This is a genomic window from Chromobacterium sphagni (assembly GCF_001855575.1).
Classification (GTDB): domain Bacteria; phylum Pseudomonadota; class Gammaproteobacteria; order Burkholderiales; family Chromobacteriaceae; genus Chromobacterium; species Chromobacterium sphagni.
Window position 1 is genome coordinate 2380732 of sequence record NZ_MKCS01000001.1, and the last position, 17569, is coordinate 2398300.

At 64.1% G+C, this 17569-nt stretch carries 16 protein-coding genes; 13 read left to right on the forward strand and 3 right to left on the reverse strand.

The window, feature by feature from the left end; all coding sequences use genetic code 11:
• Positions 1-110: 110 nt before the first annotated feature.
• Entirely contained in the window at positions 111-1091 is a 981-nt protein-coding gene (locus BI347_RS11240; protein ID WP_071112652.1) for a malate dehydrogenase, read from the reverse strand.
• 199 nt (positions 1092-1290) lie between these two features.
• On the opposite strand from BI347_RS11240, the gene BI347_RS11245 reads away from it, so the two are divergent.
• From BI347_RS11245 to sucD, 13 genes are all read left to right on the forward strand, one after another.
• Positions 1291-2025 carry a GntR family transcriptional regulator gene (locus BI347_RS11245; protein WP_071112653.1) on the forward strand — a complete coding sequence of 245 codons (735 nt, stop codon included), beginning with the start codon at positions 1291-1293 and terminating at the stop codon, positions 2023-2025.
• A 223-nt stretch (positions 2026-2248) separates the two neighbouring features.
• Complete coding sequence (gene sdhC / locus BI347_RS11250; protein ID WP_071112654.1) at positions 2249-2626, forward strand: succinate dehydrogenase, cytochrome b556 subunit; 378 nt, start codon at positions 2249-2251, stop codon at positions 2624-2626.
• Positions 2620-2964 carry a succinate dehydrogenase, hydrophobic membrane anchor protein gene (gene sdhD, locus BI347_RS11255; RefSeq protein WP_071112655.1) on the forward strand — a complete coding sequence of 115 codons (345 nt, stop codon included), beginning with the start codon at positions 2620-2622 and terminating at the stop codon, positions 2962-2964. The genes sdhC and sdhD overlap by 7 nt, the downstream gene beginning before the upstream one ends.
• A complete protein-coding gene (gene sdhA / locus BI347_RS11260; protein ID WP_071112656.1) occupies positions 2964-4739 on the forward strand; it encodes a succinate dehydrogenase flavoprotein subunit in 1776 nt (591 codons plus the stop codon). Before sdhD ends, sdhA begins: the two co-directional genes overlap by 1 nt.
• 14 nt (positions 4740-4753) lie before the next feature.
• The gene (locus BI347_RS11265; protein ID WP_071112657.1) at positions 4754-5464 is read left to right on the forward strand and encodes a succinate dehydrogenase iron-sulfur subunit; all 711 of its coding nucleotides are present in this window, start codon (positions 4754-4756) and stop codon (positions 5462-5464) included.
• Entirely contained in the window at positions 5461-5709 is a 249-nt protein-coding gene (locus BI347_RS11270; RefSeq protein WP_071112658.1) for an FAD assembly factor SdhE, read from the forward strand. Before BI347_RS11265 ends, BI347_RS11270 begins: the two co-directional genes overlap by 4 nt.
• Positions 5710-5767: 58 nt before the next feature.
• Complete coding sequence (gene gltA / locus BI347_RS11275; protein ID WP_071112659.1) at positions 5768-7057, forward strand: citrate synthase; 1290 nt, start codon at positions 5768-5770, stop codon at positions 7055-7057.
• 129 nt (positions 7058-7186) lie between these two features.
• A complete protein-coding gene (locus BI347_RS11280) occupies positions 7187-10012 on the forward strand; it encodes a 2-oxoglutarate dehydrogenase E1 component (RefSeq protein WP_071112660.1) in 2826 nt (941 codons plus the stop codon).
• A 54-nt stretch (positions 10013-10066) separates the two neighbouring features.
• Complete coding sequence (gene odhB, locus BI347_RS11285) at positions 10067-11317, forward strand: 2-oxoglutarate dehydrogenase complex dihydrolipoyllysine-residue succinyltransferase (RefSeq protein WP_071112661.1); 1251 nt, start codon at positions 10067-10069, stop codon at positions 11315-11317.
• 53 nt (positions 11318-11370) lie between these two features.
• A complete protein-coding gene (locus tag BI347_RS11290) occupies positions 11371-11556 on the forward strand; it encodes a hypothetical protein (RefSeq protein WP_071112662.1) in 186 nt (61 codons plus the stop codon).
• 15 nt (positions 11557-11571) lie between these two features.
• Positions 11572-13005 carry a dihydrolipoyl dehydrogenase gene (gene lpdA / locus BI347_RS11295; RefSeq protein ID WP_071112663.1) on the forward strand — a complete coding sequence of 478 codons (1434 nt, stop codon included), beginning with the start codon at positions 11572-11574 and terminating at the stop codon, positions 13003-13005.
• Positions 13006-13167: 162 nt separating this feature from the next.
• Entirely contained in the window at positions 13168-14340 is a 1173-nt protein-coding gene (gene sucC / locus BI347_RS11300; protein ID WP_021478969.1) for an ADP-forming succinate--CoA ligase subunit beta, read from the forward strand.
• Positions 14341-14367: 27 nt separating this feature from the next.
• Entirely contained in the window at positions 14368-15252 is an 885-nt protein-coding gene (gene sucD / locus BI347_RS11305) for a succinate--CoA ligase subunit alpha (protein WP_071112664.1), read from the forward strand.
• A gap of 88 nt (positions 15253-15340) precedes the next feature.
• On the opposite strand, the gene BI347_RS11310 is transcribed toward sucD, so the two are convergent.
• Positions 15341-15985: a TetR/AcrR family transcriptional regulator gene (locus tag BI347_RS11310; protein ID WP_071112665.1), complete on the reverse strand. Its 645-nt coding sequence runs from the start codon at positions 15983-15985 to the stop codon at positions 15341-15343.
• 45 nt (positions 15986-16030) lie between these two features.
• On the reverse strand, positions 16031-17536 hold the full coding sequence (locus BI347_RS11315) for an MFS transporter (protein WP_158020768.1): 1506 nt from the start codon (positions 17534-17536) through the stop codon (positions 16031-16033).
• Positions 17537-17569: the final 33 nt, after the last annotated feature.

Here is a 17569-nt window from a genome sequence, read left to right on the forward strand (position 1 = left end):
GCTCTACTCCAAATGGCAGTCGATATTAGTAAATTCAAATATGAAATTCTGGTTTGATCAAAGACAAAAAGCGCACCTTGCGGTGCGCTTTCTTCGATCCGGCTCGGGTATCAGCCAAACAGGTGAGCGATGGCTGCGCGCTCTTCTTCCAGTTCGGCCAGGGTCAGGTCCATCCGCTCGCGGCTGAACGCGTCGATTTCCAAGCCTTCAACTCGTTTGTATTCGCCATTTTCGCACACAACCGGTACGCCGTACATCACGCCTTCCGGGATGCCATAGGAGCCGTCGGACGGCACGCCCATGGTCACCCACTTGCCGTTGCTGCCCAGCACCCAGTCGCGGATGTGGTCGATGGCGGCGTTGGCGGCGGAGGCGGCGGACGACAGGCCGCGCGCTTCGATGATGGCGGCGCCGCGCTTGCCGACGGTGGGCAGGAACACGTCGCGGTTCCACACGTCGTCGTTGATCAGGGTCTTGACCGATTGGCCATCGATGGTGGCGAAGCGGTAGTCGGCGTACATGGTCGGCGAGTGGTTGCCCCACACGGCCAGCTTCTCGATCGCGGCCACCGGCTTGCCGGTTTTGGCGGCGATTTGCGACAGCGCGCGATTGTGGTCAAGACGCAACATCGCGGTGAAGTTTTTCGGATCCAGATCCGGAGCCGACTTCATCGCGATCCAGGCGTTGGTGTTGGCCGGGTTGCCCACCACCAGCACCTTGACGTCGCGGGCGGCGTGGTCGTTCAGCGCCTTGCCCTGCACGGTGAAGATGGCGCCGTTGGCTTCCAGCAGGTCCTTGCGCTCCATGCCCTTGCTGCGCGGGCGGGCGCCGACCAGCAGGGCCACTTTCACGTCCTTGAAGGCCACGTTCGGGTCGTCGGTGGCTACCATGCCTGCCAACAGCGGGAAGGCACAGTCTTCCAGCTCCATCATCACGCCCTTCAGCGCGGTTTGGGCTTGCGGCAGATCCAGCAGATGCAGAACGACCGGCTGGTCCTTGCCCAGCATCTCGCCACTGGCGATACGGAACAGCAGGCTATAGCCGATCTGGCCGGCAGCGCCGGTTACGGCAACGCGAACGGGGGCTTTCATTGGCGGAGTCTCCTTTGACGTATCCGATAATGAGCTGCAGATGTTGCTCTGCAGTATAGGTGTGGCAGGAAGTGTATCACGGCTGTTTATCGATTTGGGCTAATTGGTCAAGAATGTGGAGTCAAACAGCCGTTTAAGTATTATGTCTTATATAAGACTTGCCTTTACGCTTGATTTGTTTGGTGTTAAAACACAGATCATGACGGCCAATACCCTGAAAAGACAGCCGCTTTATGTCCAGGTCAAACAGCTGCTGCTGCAGCGGATGGGCGAAGGCGAGTGGCGGGCGCACGACGCGCTGCCCAGCGAATGGGAGCTGGCCGGCGAGCTGGGCGCGAGCCAGGGCACGGTGCGCAAGGCCTTGTCTGAGCTGGAGTCCGCCGGCTTGCTTTACCGGCAGCAGGGCCGCGGCACCTATGTGGCGCCGGTGCCGGGCGACTGGGGCGACGCCGTCCTGCTGACGCCGGGCCTGTTTTCCGAGCCGCCGGACGAGCTGGCGCGCGAATTTCTCGGCCTGTCGCGGCTGAATGCCAGCGAAGACATCGCCGATGCGTTGCAATTGCGGCGCTTAGCGCCTTTATTGAGAATTCGCCAGCTGTGGCGCTGGCACGGCGCGCCGGTGGCGCTGGACGACGTGCTGCTGCCGGCCGAGGCGTTTGAAGGGATGGAGGCGCGCTGGCTGCGCAACTCCGCCGGCGTGTACGCCACCTTGCAGCAGCGCTTCGGCGTGCGGCTGCGGGTGCGCAGCGAACAGTTCCGCGCCGAGATGCTGCCGCGGGAAGAGGCGGGGCTCCTGGGCGTGACCGGCATGGTGGCAGATGTGCCGGCGCTGTGCCTGTTGCGCTTGTCGGAGTCGATGGACGGCAGGCCGCTGGAGTGGCGGCAGCGCTACTGCCTGACGCACCAGCTGGCTTATACAGTAAAGCACGATTGAAGCGTCGCCGGTTTGACGCAGATTAAATAGGTCCGGAAGCAGTACGGGGTAGTCCGAGATTTGTTAGAATCCCCGGCGCATATTGCAAATGAATTGTCGGCAATATGCCAGGTATTGGCAGGCATCGCCCGAACACAAGGGCAGAACCGGCCAGGCGGGCGGTCCGTGGTGGGCAGTCCGTCATGTAACCCTCGTGGTCACAAAAACATCCAAGGAAAGCCTTATGCAGAAGCAAAGACCGAAGCATCTGGACTTGGCCAGGATCAGACTGCCCGTGCCGGGCTTCGTCTCCATCCTGCACCGGGTCAGTGGTGTGGCGCTGTTCTTTTCCCTCCCGCTATTGATCTATCTGCTGCACGGTTCGCTCAGCTCGGCCGAATCGTTCGAAACCTACCGCGCCGTGGTGTCGCACCCGTTGATGAAGTTGGTGCTGCTGGGTCTGATCTGGGCCTATATGCATCACTTCTGTGCCGGCATCCGCTTCCTGTTTCTCGATATTCACAAAGGTCTGGAACTTGAGACCGCCCGCGCGACCGCCAAGACCGTGCTGGTAGTCAGCTTGGTGCTGACCGTGGTTCTGGGGGGAGTCGCTCTATGGTAAACCGCAACGTTGTCGGCGCCGGCTACGGCCTGCGCGACTGGATCATGCAGCGCGTCACCGCCGTCGTCATGGTGATCTACACCGTGGCGATGGCGCTGTTTTTGCTGGCGCTGCCGTCCGGCTACGATGGCTGGAAAGAACTGTTCAGCCACACCTGGGTGGAAGTGTTGACCCAGACCACGCTGCTGGCCTTGTTCCTGCACGTATGGGTGGGCATCCGCGACGTGTGGATGGACTATGTGAAGCCGGTGGGCATCCGCCTGGCGCTGCACATGTTCACCATCGTATGGCTGGTTTCCTGTTTTATCTATTCCGTTAAAGTGGTTTGGGGGCTGTAATGGGCATACCTGTTCGTCATTTTGATGCGGTGGTTGTGGGCGCCGGCGGCGCCGGCATGCGCGCCGCGCTGCAATTGTCGGAAGCCGGCCTGAAGACCGCCGTGCTGTCCAAGGTTTTCCCCACCCGTTCCCATACCGTGGCCGCCCAGGGCGGCGTGTCCGCCTCGCTCGGCAACTCCGAGCCGGACAACTGGCACTGGCACATGTACGACACCGTCAAGGGGTCGGACTGGCTGGGCGACCAGGACGCGATCGAATTCATGTGCCGCGAGGCGCCGAAAGTGGTCGTCGAGCTGGAGCACTTCGGCATGCCGTTCGACCGCAATCCGGACGGCACCATCTACCAGCGTCCGTTCGGCGGCCACATGTCCGACTTCGGCGAAGGCAAGCCGGTGCGCCGCGCCTGCGCCGCCGCCGACCGTACCGGCCACGCGATGCTGCACGCGCTGTACCAGCGCAATGTGCGCGCCAACACCCATTTCTTCGTCGAGTGGATGGCGCTGGACCTGATCCGCGACGCCGAAGGCCGCGTGCAGGGCGTGGTCGCCATGGAAATGGAAACGTCTGAAATCGTCGTGTTCCAGGCCAAGGCCACCCTGTTCGCCACCGGCGGCGCCGGCCGCATTTTCGCCTCCTCCACCAACGCCTTCATCAATACCGGCGACGGCATCGGCATGGCGGCGCGCGCCGGCATTCCGCTGGAGGATATGGAGTTCTGGCAGTTCCACCCGACCGGCGTGGCCGGCGCGGGCGTGCTGATCACCGAAGGCGTGCGCGGCGAAGGCGGCATCCTGCGTAATAGCGCGGGCGAGCGTTTCATGGAGCGCTACGCGCCCAACGCCAAGGATCTGGCCAGCCGCGACGTGGTGTCGCGCGCGATGGTGACCGAGATCAACGAAGGCCGCGGTTGCGGCCCGAACAAGGATCACGTGCTGCTGGACATCACCCACCTCGACCCCGAGGTGATCATGTCCAAGCTGCCGGGCATCCGCGAGATCTCGATCAAGTTCGCCGGCGTGGACCCGATCAAGGCGCCGATCCCGGTGGTGCCGACCTGCCATTACCAGATGGGCGGCATTCCCACCAACTACCACGGCGAAGTGGTGATCCACGGCGCGCCGGTGCACGGCTTCTACGCAGCCGGTGAAGTGGCCTGCGCCTCGGTGCACGGCGCCAACCGCTTGGGCACCAACTCGCTGCTGGACCTCTTGGTATTCGGCAAGAGCTCGGCCAACTCGATGATCGAGTTCATCAAGCAGCAGCCGGAGGACCTGCCGGACCTGGCCGAGGCCGATGTCGAGCGTTCCATCGCCCGCGTCGCCCGCCTGGACAACCAGACCGACGGCGTGCAGGTGCACGAGGCGCGCGCCGAACTGCAGCGCACCATGCAGACCCACTGCGGCGTGTTCCGCTTCAAGGACATGCTGGCCGAGGGCGTGGAGCGCATCCTGGAAGTGGAAAAAATGGTGGCGCGGACCGAGATCGGCGACAAGTCCAAGGTGTTCAACACCGCGCGCATCGAGGCGCTGGAGCTGGAAAACCTGATCGAAGTGGCCAAGGCGACCATGATTTCCGCCAACGCCCGCACCGAATCGCGCGGCGCCCACGTCCGCGACGACGCGCTGGACACCGAGGCTACGCCCAACGGCCGCGACGACGTCAACTGGCTGAAGCACACGCTGTGGTTCCGCGACGGCAACCGTCTGGAATACAAGCCGGTGAACATGAAGCCGCTGACCGTCGACACGATCAAGCTGAAGGCCCGCACCTACTAAGGGTTGAACCAGAGATGACTACCGATACCATCAAATTCCGCATCTACCGTTACAACCCGGACCAGGATGCCAAGCCGTACATGCAGGACATCAGCATCGAGATGGACGCGACCGAGCACAAGCTCTTGGACGCGCTGGTCAAGCTGAAGACCAAGGACGACACGCTGTCGTTCCGGCGCTCCTGTCGCGAAGGCGTCTGCGGCTCCGACGCGATGAACATCAACGGCAAGAACGGCCTGGCCTGCCTGACCGACTTCCGCGGCCTGAAACAGCCGATCGAGCTGCGTCCGCTGCCAGGCCTGCCGGTGGTGCGCGACCTGATCGTCGACATGGCGCAGTTCTTCAAGCAGTACCACTCGATCAAGCCTTACGTGATCAACGACACGCCGCCGCCGGAACGCGAGCGCCGCCAGTCGCCGGAAGACCGCAAGGAGCTGGACGGCCTGTACGAGTGCATCCTGTGCGCCTGCTGCTCGACCTCCTGCCCGTCGTTCTGGTGGAATCCGGACAAGTTCGTCGGCCCGGCCGGCCTGCTGGCCGCCTACCGCTTCATCGCCGACACCCGCGACGAAGCCACCAGCGAGCGGCTGGACAATCTGGAGGACCCGTACCGCCTGTTCCGTTGCCACACCATCATGAACTGCGTGGACGTATGCCCGAAAAATCTGAATCCGACCAAGGCCATCGGCAAGATCAAGGACCTGATGGTCAAGCGCGCGGTATGACGACTTTCGATCCGATAGAGCTGAAACGGATGCGCTGGCGCTCGCGCCGGGGGCTGCTCGAACTGGACCTGGTGCTGGAGAAATTCCTCGCCGGCCCGTTCGGACGGCTGGCCCCGGCCGAGTTCGAGGCCTACCGCAGGCTGCTGGATCTGGCCGACACCGATTTTCTGGATATCGTCAGCGGCAAGGCCGATCTCGAGGATCCGGAAGAGATGGCCATTGTGGTGATCCTCAGATCGCTGTGACGGCCGAAACCTGAAACCACTCCAACAACAACGATATAAACCGACTGGGAGTATTGCTGTGGAAACTAATCGCAAAGTCACGCTCAGCTACAACGAGGGTAAGGACTCCATGGACCTGCCGGTCCTGGGGGGCACGCTGGGTCCGGACGTCGTCGACATCCGCTCCTTTGGCAAAACCGGCATGTTCACCTTCGATCCGGGCTTCCTGGCGACCGCCAGCTGCGAATCCGGCATCACCTTCATAGATGGCGATCTGGGCCACCTGTACTACCGCGGCTACCCGATCGAGCAACTGGCCGAGAAGAGCGACTACCTGGAGGTGTGCTACCTGCTGCTGAACGGCGAGCTGCCGACCGCGGCGCAGCACAAGGAGTTCGAGCGCGGCGTGATGCGTCACAACATGCTGCACGACCAGCTGATGAGCCTGTTCAAGGGCTTCCGCCGCGACGCGCATCCGATGGCGGTGATGGTGGGCGTGGTGGGCGCGCTGTCGGCGTTCTACCATGACTCGCTGGACATCTCCAATCCGGAGCACCGCCGCATTTCGGCGCACCGTCTGATCGCCAAGCTGCCGACCATCGCCGCCCAGGCTTACCGCTACAACAAGGGCCTGCCGTTCTCCTACCCGAAAAACGGCCTGACCTACGCGGAAAACTTCCTGCACATGATGTTCTCAACCCCGTGCGAAGAGTACAAGGTGAATCCGGTGCTGGCCCGCGCCATGGACCGCATCTTCACCCTGCACGCCGACCACGAGCAAAACGCCTCCACTTCCACCGTGCGTCTGGCGGGCTCCTCCGGCGCCAACCCGTTCGCATGTATCGCCGCCGGCATCGCCTGCCTGTGGGGCCCGTCGCACGGCGGCGCCAACGAAGCCGTGCTGAAGATGCTGGACGAGATCGGCAGCGTCGAGAACGTGGCCGACTTCATGCAGGGCGTGAAGGACAAGCGCTACAAGCTGATGGGCTTCGGCCACCGCGTGTACAAGAACATGGACCCGCGCGCCGCCATCATGAAGCAAACCTGCGACGACGTGCTGAAGGAACTGGGCCTGGGCGACAGCCCGAAGTTCAAGCTGGCGATGGAGCTGGAGAAGATCGCGCTGAACGACCCGTACTTCATCGAGCGCAAGCTGTATCCGAACGTGGACTTCTACTCCGGCATCGTGCTGTCGGCCATCGGCATCCCGGTGTCGATGTTCACGCCTATCTTCGCGCTGGCCCGCACCGTGGGCTGGATCGCCCACTGGAGCGAGATGATCGCCGATCCGGGCATGAAGATCGGCCGTCCGCGCCAGCTGTACACCGGTTCGCCGCGCCGCGACTTCGTGGAAGTCGCCAAGCGCTGACCGCCTGAACGCGGGGTTGGCTGGAGCGGGGGCTTCAGCCAGCCCTTTTTTCAGAGCGCTGGGGCAAGGCAGCCCTTGCCCAAGCGCTTTGAGCCATGCTGCAACGTAAGACAAAAGGGTAGCCAGACCATGATGCAATCCATGTACAGCCATTCTTACCTGTTCGGTGGGAATGCGCCGTTCATCGAGGAGCTGTACGAACAGTACCTCGCTGACGCCAATGCCGTTCCGCAAGAATGGCGCGACTATTTCGACAAGCTGGCCCAGTCGCCGGGCGCCGCCGAGCGCGACGTGCCGCACCAGCCTATCCAGGAGTCGTTCATCCAGCTGGCCAAGAAGCCCCAGTCCGGCACGCGCAGCAGCGCCGCCGACTGGGAGGCGATGCAAAAGCAGGTGGGCGTGCTCAAGCTGATCTCGGCTTACCGCGTGCTGGGCTCGCGCCAGGCCAATCTGGACCCGCTCAAACGCATGGATCAGCAGACCGTGCGCGAACTGGACCCGGCCACCCACGGCCTGACCGATGCCGACATGGCGGTGCAGTTCAATGTCGGCTCGCTGGTGGGCCCGCAGAGGCTGCCGCTGTCCGACATCCTGGCGCGCCTGAAGCAGACCTACTGCGGCAATATCGGCGTCGAGTTCATGCACATCACCCAGTCCGACGAGAAGCACTGGGTGCAGAAGCGTTTCGAGGGCGACCTGTCCACGCCGCGCTATGACTCGGCCAAGAAGCAGCGCATCCTCAAGCAGATCACCGCGGCCGAGACGCTGGAACGCTACCTGCACACCAAGTACGTCGGCCAGAAGCGTTTCTCGCTGGAAGGCGGCGAATCCGCCATCGCCGCGCTGGACCACTTGATCCAGAACGCCACCACCCAGGGCGTGCAGGAACTGATCATCGGCATGGCCCACCGCGGCCGCCTGAACGTGCTGGTCAACACCCTGGGCAAGCAGCCGCGCGACCTGTTCGCCGAGTTCGAAGGCAAGGCTGCCCAGCAGATGGCTTCCGGCGACGTGAAGTACCACATGGGCTTCTCGTCCGACATCCCGACCGCCGACGGCCCGATGCACGTGTCGCTGGCGTTCAACCCGTCGCACCTGGAAATCGTCAACCCGGTGGTCGAGGGTTCGGTGCGCGCCCGCCAGGACCGCCGCAAGGACGCGGAGCGCAAGTCCGCGGTGCCGGTGCTGATCCACGGCGACTCCGCCTTCGGCGGCCTGGGCGTCAACCAGGGCACCTTCAACCTGTCGCAGACCCGCGGCTACGGCACCGGCGGCACCATCCACATCGTCATCAACAACCAGGTGGGCTTCACCACCTCGGACACCCGCGATATCCGTTCTACGATGTATTGCACCGACGTGGCCAAGATGATCGAAGCGCCTATCCTGCACGTGAACGGCGATGATCCGGAAGCCGTCTGCTACGTGATGCAGGCCGCGCTGGATTACCGGATGACCTTCAAGAAGGACGTGGTCATCGATCTGGTCTGCTACCGCAAGCTGGGCCACAACGAGGGCGACGATCCCTTCCTGACCCAGCCGATGATGTACAAGAAGATCGCCAAGCATCAGGGCGTGCGCGCCATGTACGCCGAGCGTCTGGTGCAGGAGGGCGTGCTGAAGTCCGAAGAGGCCGACGCGCAGATCCAGGCCTACCGCGACGCGCTGGACAAGGGCGAGCACGTCGAACAGACCGCGCTCACCAACTACCGCCGCGAACATGCGCTGGACTTCAGCCAGTATCTGGGCACCCATTGGGCGCATCCCACCGACACCTCGCTGCCGCAGGCCGACATCCAGCGCCTGACCGACAAGTTCACCGCGCTACCGGACGGCTTCAAGCTGCATCCGACCGTGCAGAAAGTGTTGGCGGCGCGCAAGGCGATGGCCGCCGGCGAGCAGAACGTCGATTGGGGCATGGCCGAGACGCTGGCTTACGCTTCGCTGGTGACCAACGGCTTCGGCGTGCGCCTGTCGGGCGAGGACTCCGGCCGCGGCACCTTCTCTCACCGCCATTCGGTGCTGCACGACCAGAACCGCGAGAGCTGGGACCAGGGCGCCTATGTGCCGCTGCGCAATATGTCCGACAACCAGGCCGACTTCCTGGTGATCGACTCCATCCTGAACGAGGAAGCGGTGCTGGCCTACGAGTACGGCTACGCCTGTTCCGCTCCGGACCAGCTGGTGATCTGGGAAGCCCAGTTCGGCGACTTCGCCAACGGCGCCCAAGTGGCCATCGACCAGTTCATCTCCTCCGGCGAGACCAAGTGGGGCCGTCTGTGCGGCTTGACCACCATCTTGCCGCACGGCTACGACGGCCAGGGCCCGGAGCACTCCTCCGCCCGCCTGGAGCGCTGGCTGCAGCTGTGCGCCGAGCACAATATGCAGGTAGTGATGCCGTCCGAGGCCAGCCAGATGTTCCACATGCTGCGCCGCCAGGTGCTGCGTCCGTACCGCAAGCCGCTGGTGATCTTCCTGTCCAAGCGCCTGCTGCGCTTCAAGGATTCCATGAGCCCGATCGAAGCCTTCACCAGCGGCAGCTTCCGCCCGGTGATCGGCGACGCGACGGTGCAGGACCCGAAGAAGGTGAAGCGCGTGGTGCTGTGCGCCGGCCAGGTGTATTACGACCTCGCCGCCGGCCGCAAGGAGCGCGGCCTGGAGGACGAGGTCGCCATCGTCCGCATCGAGCAGTTGTACCCGTTCCCGACCGAGCAGGTGGCCGCCGAGCTGGCGCGCTTCACCCAGGCCAAGGAAGTGATGTGGGTGCAGGAAGAGCCGCGCAACCAGGGCGCCTGGTACCAGATCCGCCACCGCCTGGAAGGCCTGCTTTCCGCCAAGCAGCAGCTGTCGTTCGCCGGTCGTCCGTCGTCGGCCTCGCCGGCGGTGGGGTATATGAGCAAGCACGTCGCCCAGCTGAAAGCCTTCGTCGAAGAAGCAATGTCGGTAGCCCGCTGAGCCTACGAGAAAGATCAGGGGCGGCATGGCCGCCGCCCCGCCATGGAGAAGAACATGCTGATTGAAGTCAAAGTCCCGCAATTGCCGGAATCCGTATCCGAAGCCACGCTGATGAGCTGGCACAAGAAGGTCGGCGAATTCGTCAAGCGCGACGAAAACCTGATCGACCTGGAAACCGACAAGGTGGTGCTGGAACTGCCGGCTCCGCAAGCCGGCGTGCTGGTTGAGATCATCGAGCAGGACGGCGCCACCGTGGTGTCCGGCCAGTTGATCGCCAAGATCGACACCGCCGCGAAGGCCGGCGACGCCGCTCCGGCAGCCGCCGCGGCTCCGGCGCCCGCAGCCTCTCCGGCGCCGGTGCAGGCCGCCGCCCCGGTTGCCGGCGCAGCCGCCATGCCGTCCGCCGCCAAGCTGGCCGCGGAAACCGGCGTGAACCTGGCCAATGTCGCCGGCTCCGGTCGCGACGGCCGCGTGCTGAAGGAAGACGTGCAGGCCGCCGCCAAGCCGGCCGCGCCGTCGCAAGCCGGCCCGGTGATCGGCGCGTCCGCCGGCGCGGCGCTGTCGTCCACCCCGTCCGCCGTCAACGTGGCCTCCATCCTGTCCGGCCGTCCGGAACAGAGCGTGCCGATGTCGCGTCTGCGCCAGCGCGTGGCCGAACGCCTGATCATGTCGCAGCAAACCAACGCCATCCTCACCACCTTCAATGAAGTGAACATGAAGCCGGTGATGGATCTGCGCGCCAAGTACAAGGACCGCTTCGAGAAAGAGCACGGCATCAAGCTGGGCTTCATGGGCTTCTTCGTCAAGGCCGTGGTCGCCGCGCTGAAGAAATACCCCATCGTCAACGCTTCGGTCGATGGCAACAACATCATCTACCACGGCTACTTCGACATTGGCGTGGCGGTGGGCAGCCCGCGCGGCCTGGTGGTGCCGGTGATCCGCAACGCCGACCAGCTCAGCCTGGCCGACATCGAGAAGCAGATCGCCGAATTCGGCAAGCGCGCCCAGGAGGGCAAGCTGACCGTTGAAGAGCTGACTGGCGGCACCTACACCATCTCCAACGGCGGCACCTTCGGTTCGATGATGTCCACTCCCATCATCAACCCGCCGCAATCGGCGATCCTGGGCATGCACGCCACCAAGGAGCGCGCCGTGGTTGAGAACGGTCAAGTGGTGGTGCGCCCGATGATGTATCTTGCCCAGTCTTACGACCACCGCATCATCGACGGCCGCGAAGCGGTGCTGAGCCTGGTGGCGATCAAGGACGCCATCGAGGACCCGGCCCGTCTGATTCTCGACCTGTAACACGTCGGGCCGGCGCAAGCCGGCCTGTCCGAATCTGCAAGAACGGAGCATGAATGGATCTGCCTGACTGGTTTTACGGCGTCGCCTCGATACTGGCCGGCGTGGTGCTGCTCTTCCTCACCTGGAAGAAGCATCGGCGCGGCGTGCGCGAGGACGGCTACAGCCGGGTAGGCAAGATCGTCATCGCTCTGTTCATGATCGCTTTCGGGGTCTTGCTGTTCAAAGTGAGCAAGGCCTGATTCAAGGGAAATCCCATGAGCCAACAGTTTGATGTTGTAGTGATCGGCGGCGGCCCCGGTGGTTATGTGGCCGCCATCCGCGCGGCCCAGCTGGGCTTCAATACCGCCTGCGTAGACGCGTTCAAGAACCCGGAAGGCAAGGCCTCGCTGGGCGGCACCTGCCTGAATGTGGGCTGCATTCCGTCCAAGGCGCTGCTGCAGTCGTCGGAAAACTTCCACGCGGTGCAGCACGACTTCGCCAAGCACGGCATCAGCGTCTCCGGCGCCAAGATGGACGTGGGCCAGATGCTGGCCCGCAAGACCGACATCATCACCAAGAACGCCGCCGGCATCAGCTTCCTGTTCAAGAAGAACAAGGTGGCCAATGTGCACGGCCTGGCCGCCTTCAAGGGCCGCCAGGGCGACAAGTGGCTGATCGAAGTCACCGACAATGGCGCGGTGGTGGACACGCTGGAAGCCGCCCACGTGATCGTGGCCACCGGCTCCAGCCCGCGCGCGCTGCCGGGCCTGGCGACCGACAACCAGCTGGTGCTGGACAACGAGGGCGCGCTGGCGCTCACCGCCGTGCCCAAGCGCCTGGGCGTGATCGGCGCCGGCGTGATCGGCCTGGAAATGGGTTCGGTATGGAAGCGCCTGGGCGCGGAAGTCACCATCCTGGAAGCGATGCCGACCTTTCTGGCGGCGGCCGACCAGCAGATCGCCAAGGAAGCGTTCAAGACGCTGACCCGCGACACCGGCCTGGACATCAAGCTGGGCGTCAAGATCGGCGAGATCAAGGCCGGCAAGAAGAGCGTCGTTGTCAATTACGAGCTGAACGGCGAAGCGGTCAAGGCGGAATTCGACAAGCTGATCGTCTCCATCGGCCGCGTGCCGCACACCCAGGGCCTGGGCGCCGAGACCGTCGGCCTGCAGCTGGATGAGCGCGGTTTCGTCGCGGTGGACGAGCACTGCCGCACCAATCTGCCCAATGTATGGGCGATCGGCGACGTGGTGCGCGGCCCGATGCTGGCGCACAAGGCGTCGGAAGAGGGCGTGGCGGTGGCCGAGCGCATCGCCGGCCAGAAGCCGCATGTCGATTTCGGCGTGATTCCGTGGGTGATCTACACCTCGCCGGAAATCGCCTGGGTCGGCAAGACCGAAGAGCAGTTGAAGGCGGAAGGCGTGGAGTACAAGAAGGGCACTTCCGGCTTCGGCGCCAACGGCCGCGCGCTGGGCCTGGGCATGGCGCAGGGCACGGTGAAGATTTTGGCCGACGCCAAGACCGACCGCATCCTGGGCCTGCACATGATAGGCCCGATGGTGTCCGAGCTGGTCAGCGAAGGCGTGGTGTCGATGGAGTTCAAGGCCGCCAGCGAAGACCTGGCGCGCATTGTCCACGCCCACCCGTCGCTGTCGGAAGTGATCCACGAAGCCGCGCTCGCCGCCGACAAGCGCGCGTTGCACGGTTGATGGGAGCCGGGTCGTGTACAATGCGCACGACCCGACCGGTATAGGGCCGGATCGCCGAGCCGGGGGGCTCGCGACCGGTCCCGCCAACAAGGTTTGGCAAGCGATCAAGGAATAGAGGCAGAGGCGCATGCCCGCCATCATTTCCCCGAAAGGAAACCATAGATGAACCTGCATGAATACCAAGCGAAAGAGCTGCTGAGCCGTTACGGCCTGCCGGTGCAACAAGGCATTCTGGCCAAGTCGCCGGAAGAAGCGGCTGCCGCTTACGACAAGCTGGGCGGCAAGTTTGCCGTCGTCAAGGCCCAGGTGCACGCCGGCGGCCGCGGCAAGGCCGGTGGCGTGAAAGTGGTGAAGAGCCGCGAAGAAGCCGCCGAAGTCGCCAAGACCCTGATCGGCACCAACCTGGTGACCTATCAGACCGACGCCGCCGGCCAGCCGGTGAATTCGGTTCTGGTGTGCGAAGACATGTACCCGGTGCAGCGCGAACTGTACCTGGGCGCCGTGGTGGATCGCGGCAGCCAGCGCGTCGTATTCATGGTTTCCACCGAAGGCGGCGTGGAGATCGAAAAGGTTGCCGAAGAAACTCCGGAAAAGATCATCAAGATCGAAGTGGATCCGCTGGTGGGCATGCAGCCGTTCCAGGCTCGCGACGCCGCTTTCGCGCTGGGCCTGTCCGGCGCGCAGATCGCCGCGTTCAGCAAGCTGATGCTGGGTTCCTACCAGGCCTTCGTCGAAAACGACTTCGCGCTGTTCGAAGTGAACCCGCTGGCGCTGCGCGAAAACGGCGAGCTGGCCTGCGTGGACGGCAAGATCAACCTGGACTCCAACGCCCTGTATCGCCACCCGGAACTCTTGGCGCAACGCGACAAGAGCCAGGAGAACGAACGCGAAGTGAAGGCTTCCGAATTCGACCTGAACTACGTGGCGCTGGAAGGCAATATCGGCTGCATGGTGAACGGCGCCGGCCTGGCGATGGCCACCATGGACATCATCAAGCTGAAGGGCGGCCAGCCGGCCAACTTCCTGGACGTGGGCGGCGGCGCCACCAAGGAGCGCGTGATCGAGGCGTTCAAGCTGATCCTGGCCGACACCTCGGTGCAGGGCGTGCTGATCAACATCTTCGGCGGCATCGTGCGCTGCGACATGATCGCCGAGGCCATCATCGCTGCCGTCAAGGAAGTGAACGTGACCGTGCCGGTGGTGGTGCGTCTGGAAGGCAACAACGCCGAACTGGGCGCCAAGATCCTGGACGAATCCGGCCTGAAACTGACTTCCGCCCAGGGTCTGAACGACGCTGCCGAGAAGATCGTCGCCGCCGTCAAGGCCGTGGCCTGAGACCCGCACTGAGCTGAGGAATACAAAATGAGCGTATTGGTAAACAAAGACACCAAAGTGCTGGTGCAAGGCTTCACCGGCAAGAACGGCACCTTCCACGCCGAACAGGCGTTGAAGGTCGGCACCAAGGTTGTGGGCGGCGTGACTCCGGGCAAGGGCGGCGCCGAGCATCTGGGCCTGCCGGTGTTCAACACCATGAAGGACGCCGTGCGTCAGACCCAGGCCGACGCCTCGGTGATCTACGTGCCCGCGGCCTTCGCCAAGGATTCCATCTTGGAAGCCATCGACAGCGGCGTGAAGCTGATCGTCTGCATCACCGAAGGCGTGCCCACCCTGGACATGCTGTATGTGAAGAAGGCCGTCGACGAAGCCGGCATCCGCCTGATCGGCCCGAACTGTCCCGGCATCATCACCCCGGGCGAGTGCAAGATCGGCATCATGCCGTGGCACATCCACAATCCGGGCCGCATCGGCATCGTGTCCCGCTCCGGCACCCTGACCTACGAGGCTGTGGCGCAAACCACCGCGCTGGGCCTGGGCCAGTCCACCTGCATCGGCATCGGCGGCGATCCGATCCCGGGCACCAGCCACATCGATGCCTTGCGTCTGTTCCAGGATGATCCGGACACCGACGCCATCGTGATGATCGGCGAAATCGGCGGTTCCGCCGAGGAAGAGGCGGCCGAGTTCGCCAAATCCTACGTGACCAAGCCGGTAGTCGGCTACATCGCCGGCGTCACCGCGCCGAAGGGCAAGCGCATGGGCCACGCCGGCGCCATCATCTCCGGCGGCAAGGGCACCGCGGAAGAGAAGTTCAAGGCTTTCGAGCGCGCAGGCATCGCCTATACCCGCAGCCCGGCCGAAATCGGCAAAACCATGTTCGAACTGCTGAAAAGCAAGGGCATGATCTAAGCCACGGCCTCAGGCCCGCCGCGAAGCGGGCCGGCTATGCGAAACACCCCGAAGAGCGATCTTCGGGGTGTTTTTTATTGGGTTCTGATCAGGCGAAGCGGGCGCAGGCGCGCTGGAACGGCTGCTGGAAGCGCGGGCTGACGTAGGGCGACAGCAGATACATCAGGCTGCGGCAGCCGGCCTCCACCATGCGCTCCAGCTCGGCTGCGCTGGCGCTGTTGCGGATGGAGGTGACCCAGCCGGTCTGCACCATCTGGAAGTGCTGTACCAGGTGTTGCAGCTGGCTGTCGTCGCCTTGCAACATGCCCTGTTCGCGCAGGCGGGCAAACAGCTGGCCCAGCTTGTTGTTGAGCTGGCCGCGTGAGATCTGCTGGTGGTTTTCCGCCAGCACCGGGTTGACGCAGAACAGGCTGGGCAGGCTTTGCGGCAGGAAGCGGAAACTCCAGATGTGGCGCAGTGTCTTCTCCATCGCGCCCACCATCGCCTCTATCGAGTTGCAATGGTTGATGGCGGCGGACAGCTGCTCCCCCATGCCCTTCACGTAGCGCTGGTACAGCTCGTTGACTATCTCTTCCTTGTTGCGGAAGTGATAGTAGAGCTTGCCGGTGCTGATGTTCATCCGCTCGGCGATGTGGTTGGTGGTGATCACCCGTTCGCCCTCCTGGTTGAACAGCTGCAGGCTGGCTTCGATGATTTTGTCAAAGGTCGGCGATTGGCTGCCGCTTTTACGCATGATGATTTTTCCTGATGACTCGGACATGGTCGGGAGGGGCCGCGCTCACACCCGCTTGCGCAGAAGCGGCACGCTGGCGGCAAGGCCGAGCGCGATCCAGCTTTCCAGCCGGAAGAAATCCAGGCAGGACAGCAGCGTGGCCTGCCGGGCGAGTTCGCCGGCCAGCACTCCCAAGCGTTGAGTATCGCTCAAATCGGGCATGAATTGTCGCAATTGATGCAAAGCATCGACAAACTGTGGCGTATTCCAGGAAAAATTCTCGCCAAGACGGCTGTAATGCAGCGCGTTGCGCGCCTGCATGAATACCGTGGCCAGCGCGATGCCGGCGGAGATGGACACCTGGCGCACGATGTTCTTGGTCTGGTAAGCATGGCCGAACGCCGCGGGGGCGATGTCGCGGAAGGTGCGCTGCGCGGTGGCCATGATGAACAGCGACATGAAGCCGCCGTGGAGCAGCAGGATCAGCATCAGCCGCAGCTTGGTGGCCTCGCCGTTCAGTCCGCTCATCAGCCAGCCGTACAGCGCCAGCAGCAGGCAGCCGCACAGCATGGTCGGCGCCAAGCCCGGCGGCCGGCGCGAGCGCAGCAGCCCGGCGTACAGCATGGCGAAGCCCATGCCGGCGAAGAAGCTGATGGCCAACAGCGCGCCGCTGGCGGGCACATCGAAACCCAGCGCCTGGATGGCCATGGCCGGCAGGATGTAGCTGTTGGCCGAAACCAGCAGGTAGCAGCCGCTGTAGCACAGCAATCCAAGCAAGTATGCCGGCTGTTTCAGCGCCTGCCAGTGCTCGCGGTCCGAAGCGCGGCCGGGGTGCCGCAGGCGCAGGACGGCATAGCAGCCCAGGGCGGCCAGCAGCAGGCCCAGCAGCCGTTGCGGATGGCCGAACAACTGATAGGGCAGTTGCTGGATCAGCCATTGCAACAGGAAAGCGGCCGCCATCAGCCAGATGAAGGCGGAAGAGTGGTAGCGGGGGCGGGATGTCGCCGGCGGGCGCAGGGGCAGGCGCTGCGCGGCCCACAGCGCGGCCGGCAGGCAGGGCAGGATGGCCCAGAAGATGCCGCGCCAGTTGCCGGCGCGCAATATCATTCCTCCCAGCAGCGGGCCCAGCGCCGAACCCAGCAGCAGCGCCTGGCCGAAGGCCACCAGGCCGGCGGCGCGCCAGGCCGGCGGTAGCTGGGCCACTTCCAGCCGGGCGGCGGTGAAGAAGGCCGCGCCTCCCAAGCCCTGCACCGCCCGTCCGGCGATGAAGGCGGTCGGCGTCTGCGCATTGCCGGCGATCAGCGCGCCCAGCCCGAACAAGGCGACCGAGATTTGCAGGTGGCGGCGCGAACCCAGGCGCTGGACGCACCATTGATGGTTGAACAGCGCCACCACCGCGCATAGCGCGTAGGCCATCGCCGCCAGGCTGAATTCCTCCGGTCCGGCGCCGACGCCGCCCATCACATGGGAGGAGGCAAAATTGAGCATGCCGTTCTGCAGGAATTCCAGCCAGGCGATCAGCGCGATGGCGAGGAGTTGCGGCAGAGGGCGGGCGGAGGAGGACTGGGGCATGGCGGGCATTCGGCGATGGCGATGCCCCAGTGT

What these genes read in the sequence shown, in the direction of transcription:
- sdhC (WP_071112654.1), top strand. Translation starts at nt 2,249, where the DNA reads ATGCAGAAGCAAAGACCGAAGCATCTGGACTTGGCCAGGATCAGACTG.
- BI347_RS11310 (WP_071112665.1), bottom strand. Translation starts at nt 15,985, where the DNA reads ATGCGTAAAAGCGGCAGCCAATCGCCGACCTTTGACAAAATCATCGAA.
- sucD (WP_071112664.1), top strand. Translation starts at nt 14,368, where the DNA reads ATGAGCGTATTGGTAAACAAAGACACCAAAGTGCTGGTGCAAGGCTTC.
- BI347_RS11315 (WP_158020768.1), bottom strand. Translation starts at nt 17,536, where the DNA reads ATGCCCCAGTCCTCCTCCGCCCGCCCTCTGCCGCAACTCCTCGCCATC.
- sdhD (WP_071112655.1), top strand. Translation starts at nt 2,620, where the DNA reads ATGGTAAACCGCAACGTTGTCGGCGCCGGCTACGGCCTGCGCGACTGG.
- sdhA (WP_071112656.1), top strand. Translation starts at nt 2,964, where the DNA reads ATGGGCATACCTGTTCGTCATTTTGATGCGGTGGTTGTGGGCGCCGGC.
- BI347_RS11245 (WP_071112653.1), top strand. Translation starts at nt 1,291, where the DNA reads ATGACGGCCAATACCCTGAAAAGACAGCCGCTTTATGTCCAGGTCAAA.
- odhB (WP_071112661.1), top strand. Translation starts at nt 10,067, where the DNA reads ATGCTGATTGAAGTCAAAGTCCCGCAATTGCCGGAATCCGTATCCGAA.
- sucC (WP_021478969.1), top strand. Translation starts at nt 13,168, where the DNA reads ATGAACCTGCATGAATACCAAGCGAAAGAGCTGCTGAGCCGTTACGGC.
- BI347_RS11265 (WP_071112657.1), top strand. Translation starts at nt 4,754, where the DNA reads ATGACTACCGATACCATCAAATTCCGCATCTACCGTTACAACCCGGAC.
- BI347_RS11270 (WP_071112658.1), top strand. Translation starts at nt 5,461, where the DNA reads ATGACGACTTTCGATCCGATAGAGCTGAAACGGATGCGCTGGCGCTCG.
- BI347_RS11280 (WP_071112660.1), top strand. Translation starts at nt 7,187, where the DNA reads ATGATGCAATCCATGTACAGCCATTCTTACCTGTTCGGTGGGAATGCG.
- BI347_RS11240 (WP_071112652.1), bottom strand. Translation starts at nt 1,091, where the DNA reads ATGAAAGCCCCCGTTCGCGTTGCCGTAACCGGCGCTGCCGGCCAGATC.
- BI347_RS11290 (WP_071112662.1), top strand. Translation starts at nt 11,371, where the DNA reads ATGGATCTGCCTGACTGGTTTTACGGCGTCGCCTCGATACTGGCCGGC.
- lpdA (WP_071112663.1), top strand. Translation starts at nt 11,572, where the DNA reads ATGAGCCAACAGTTTGATGTTGTAGTGATCGGCGGCGGCCCCGGTGGT.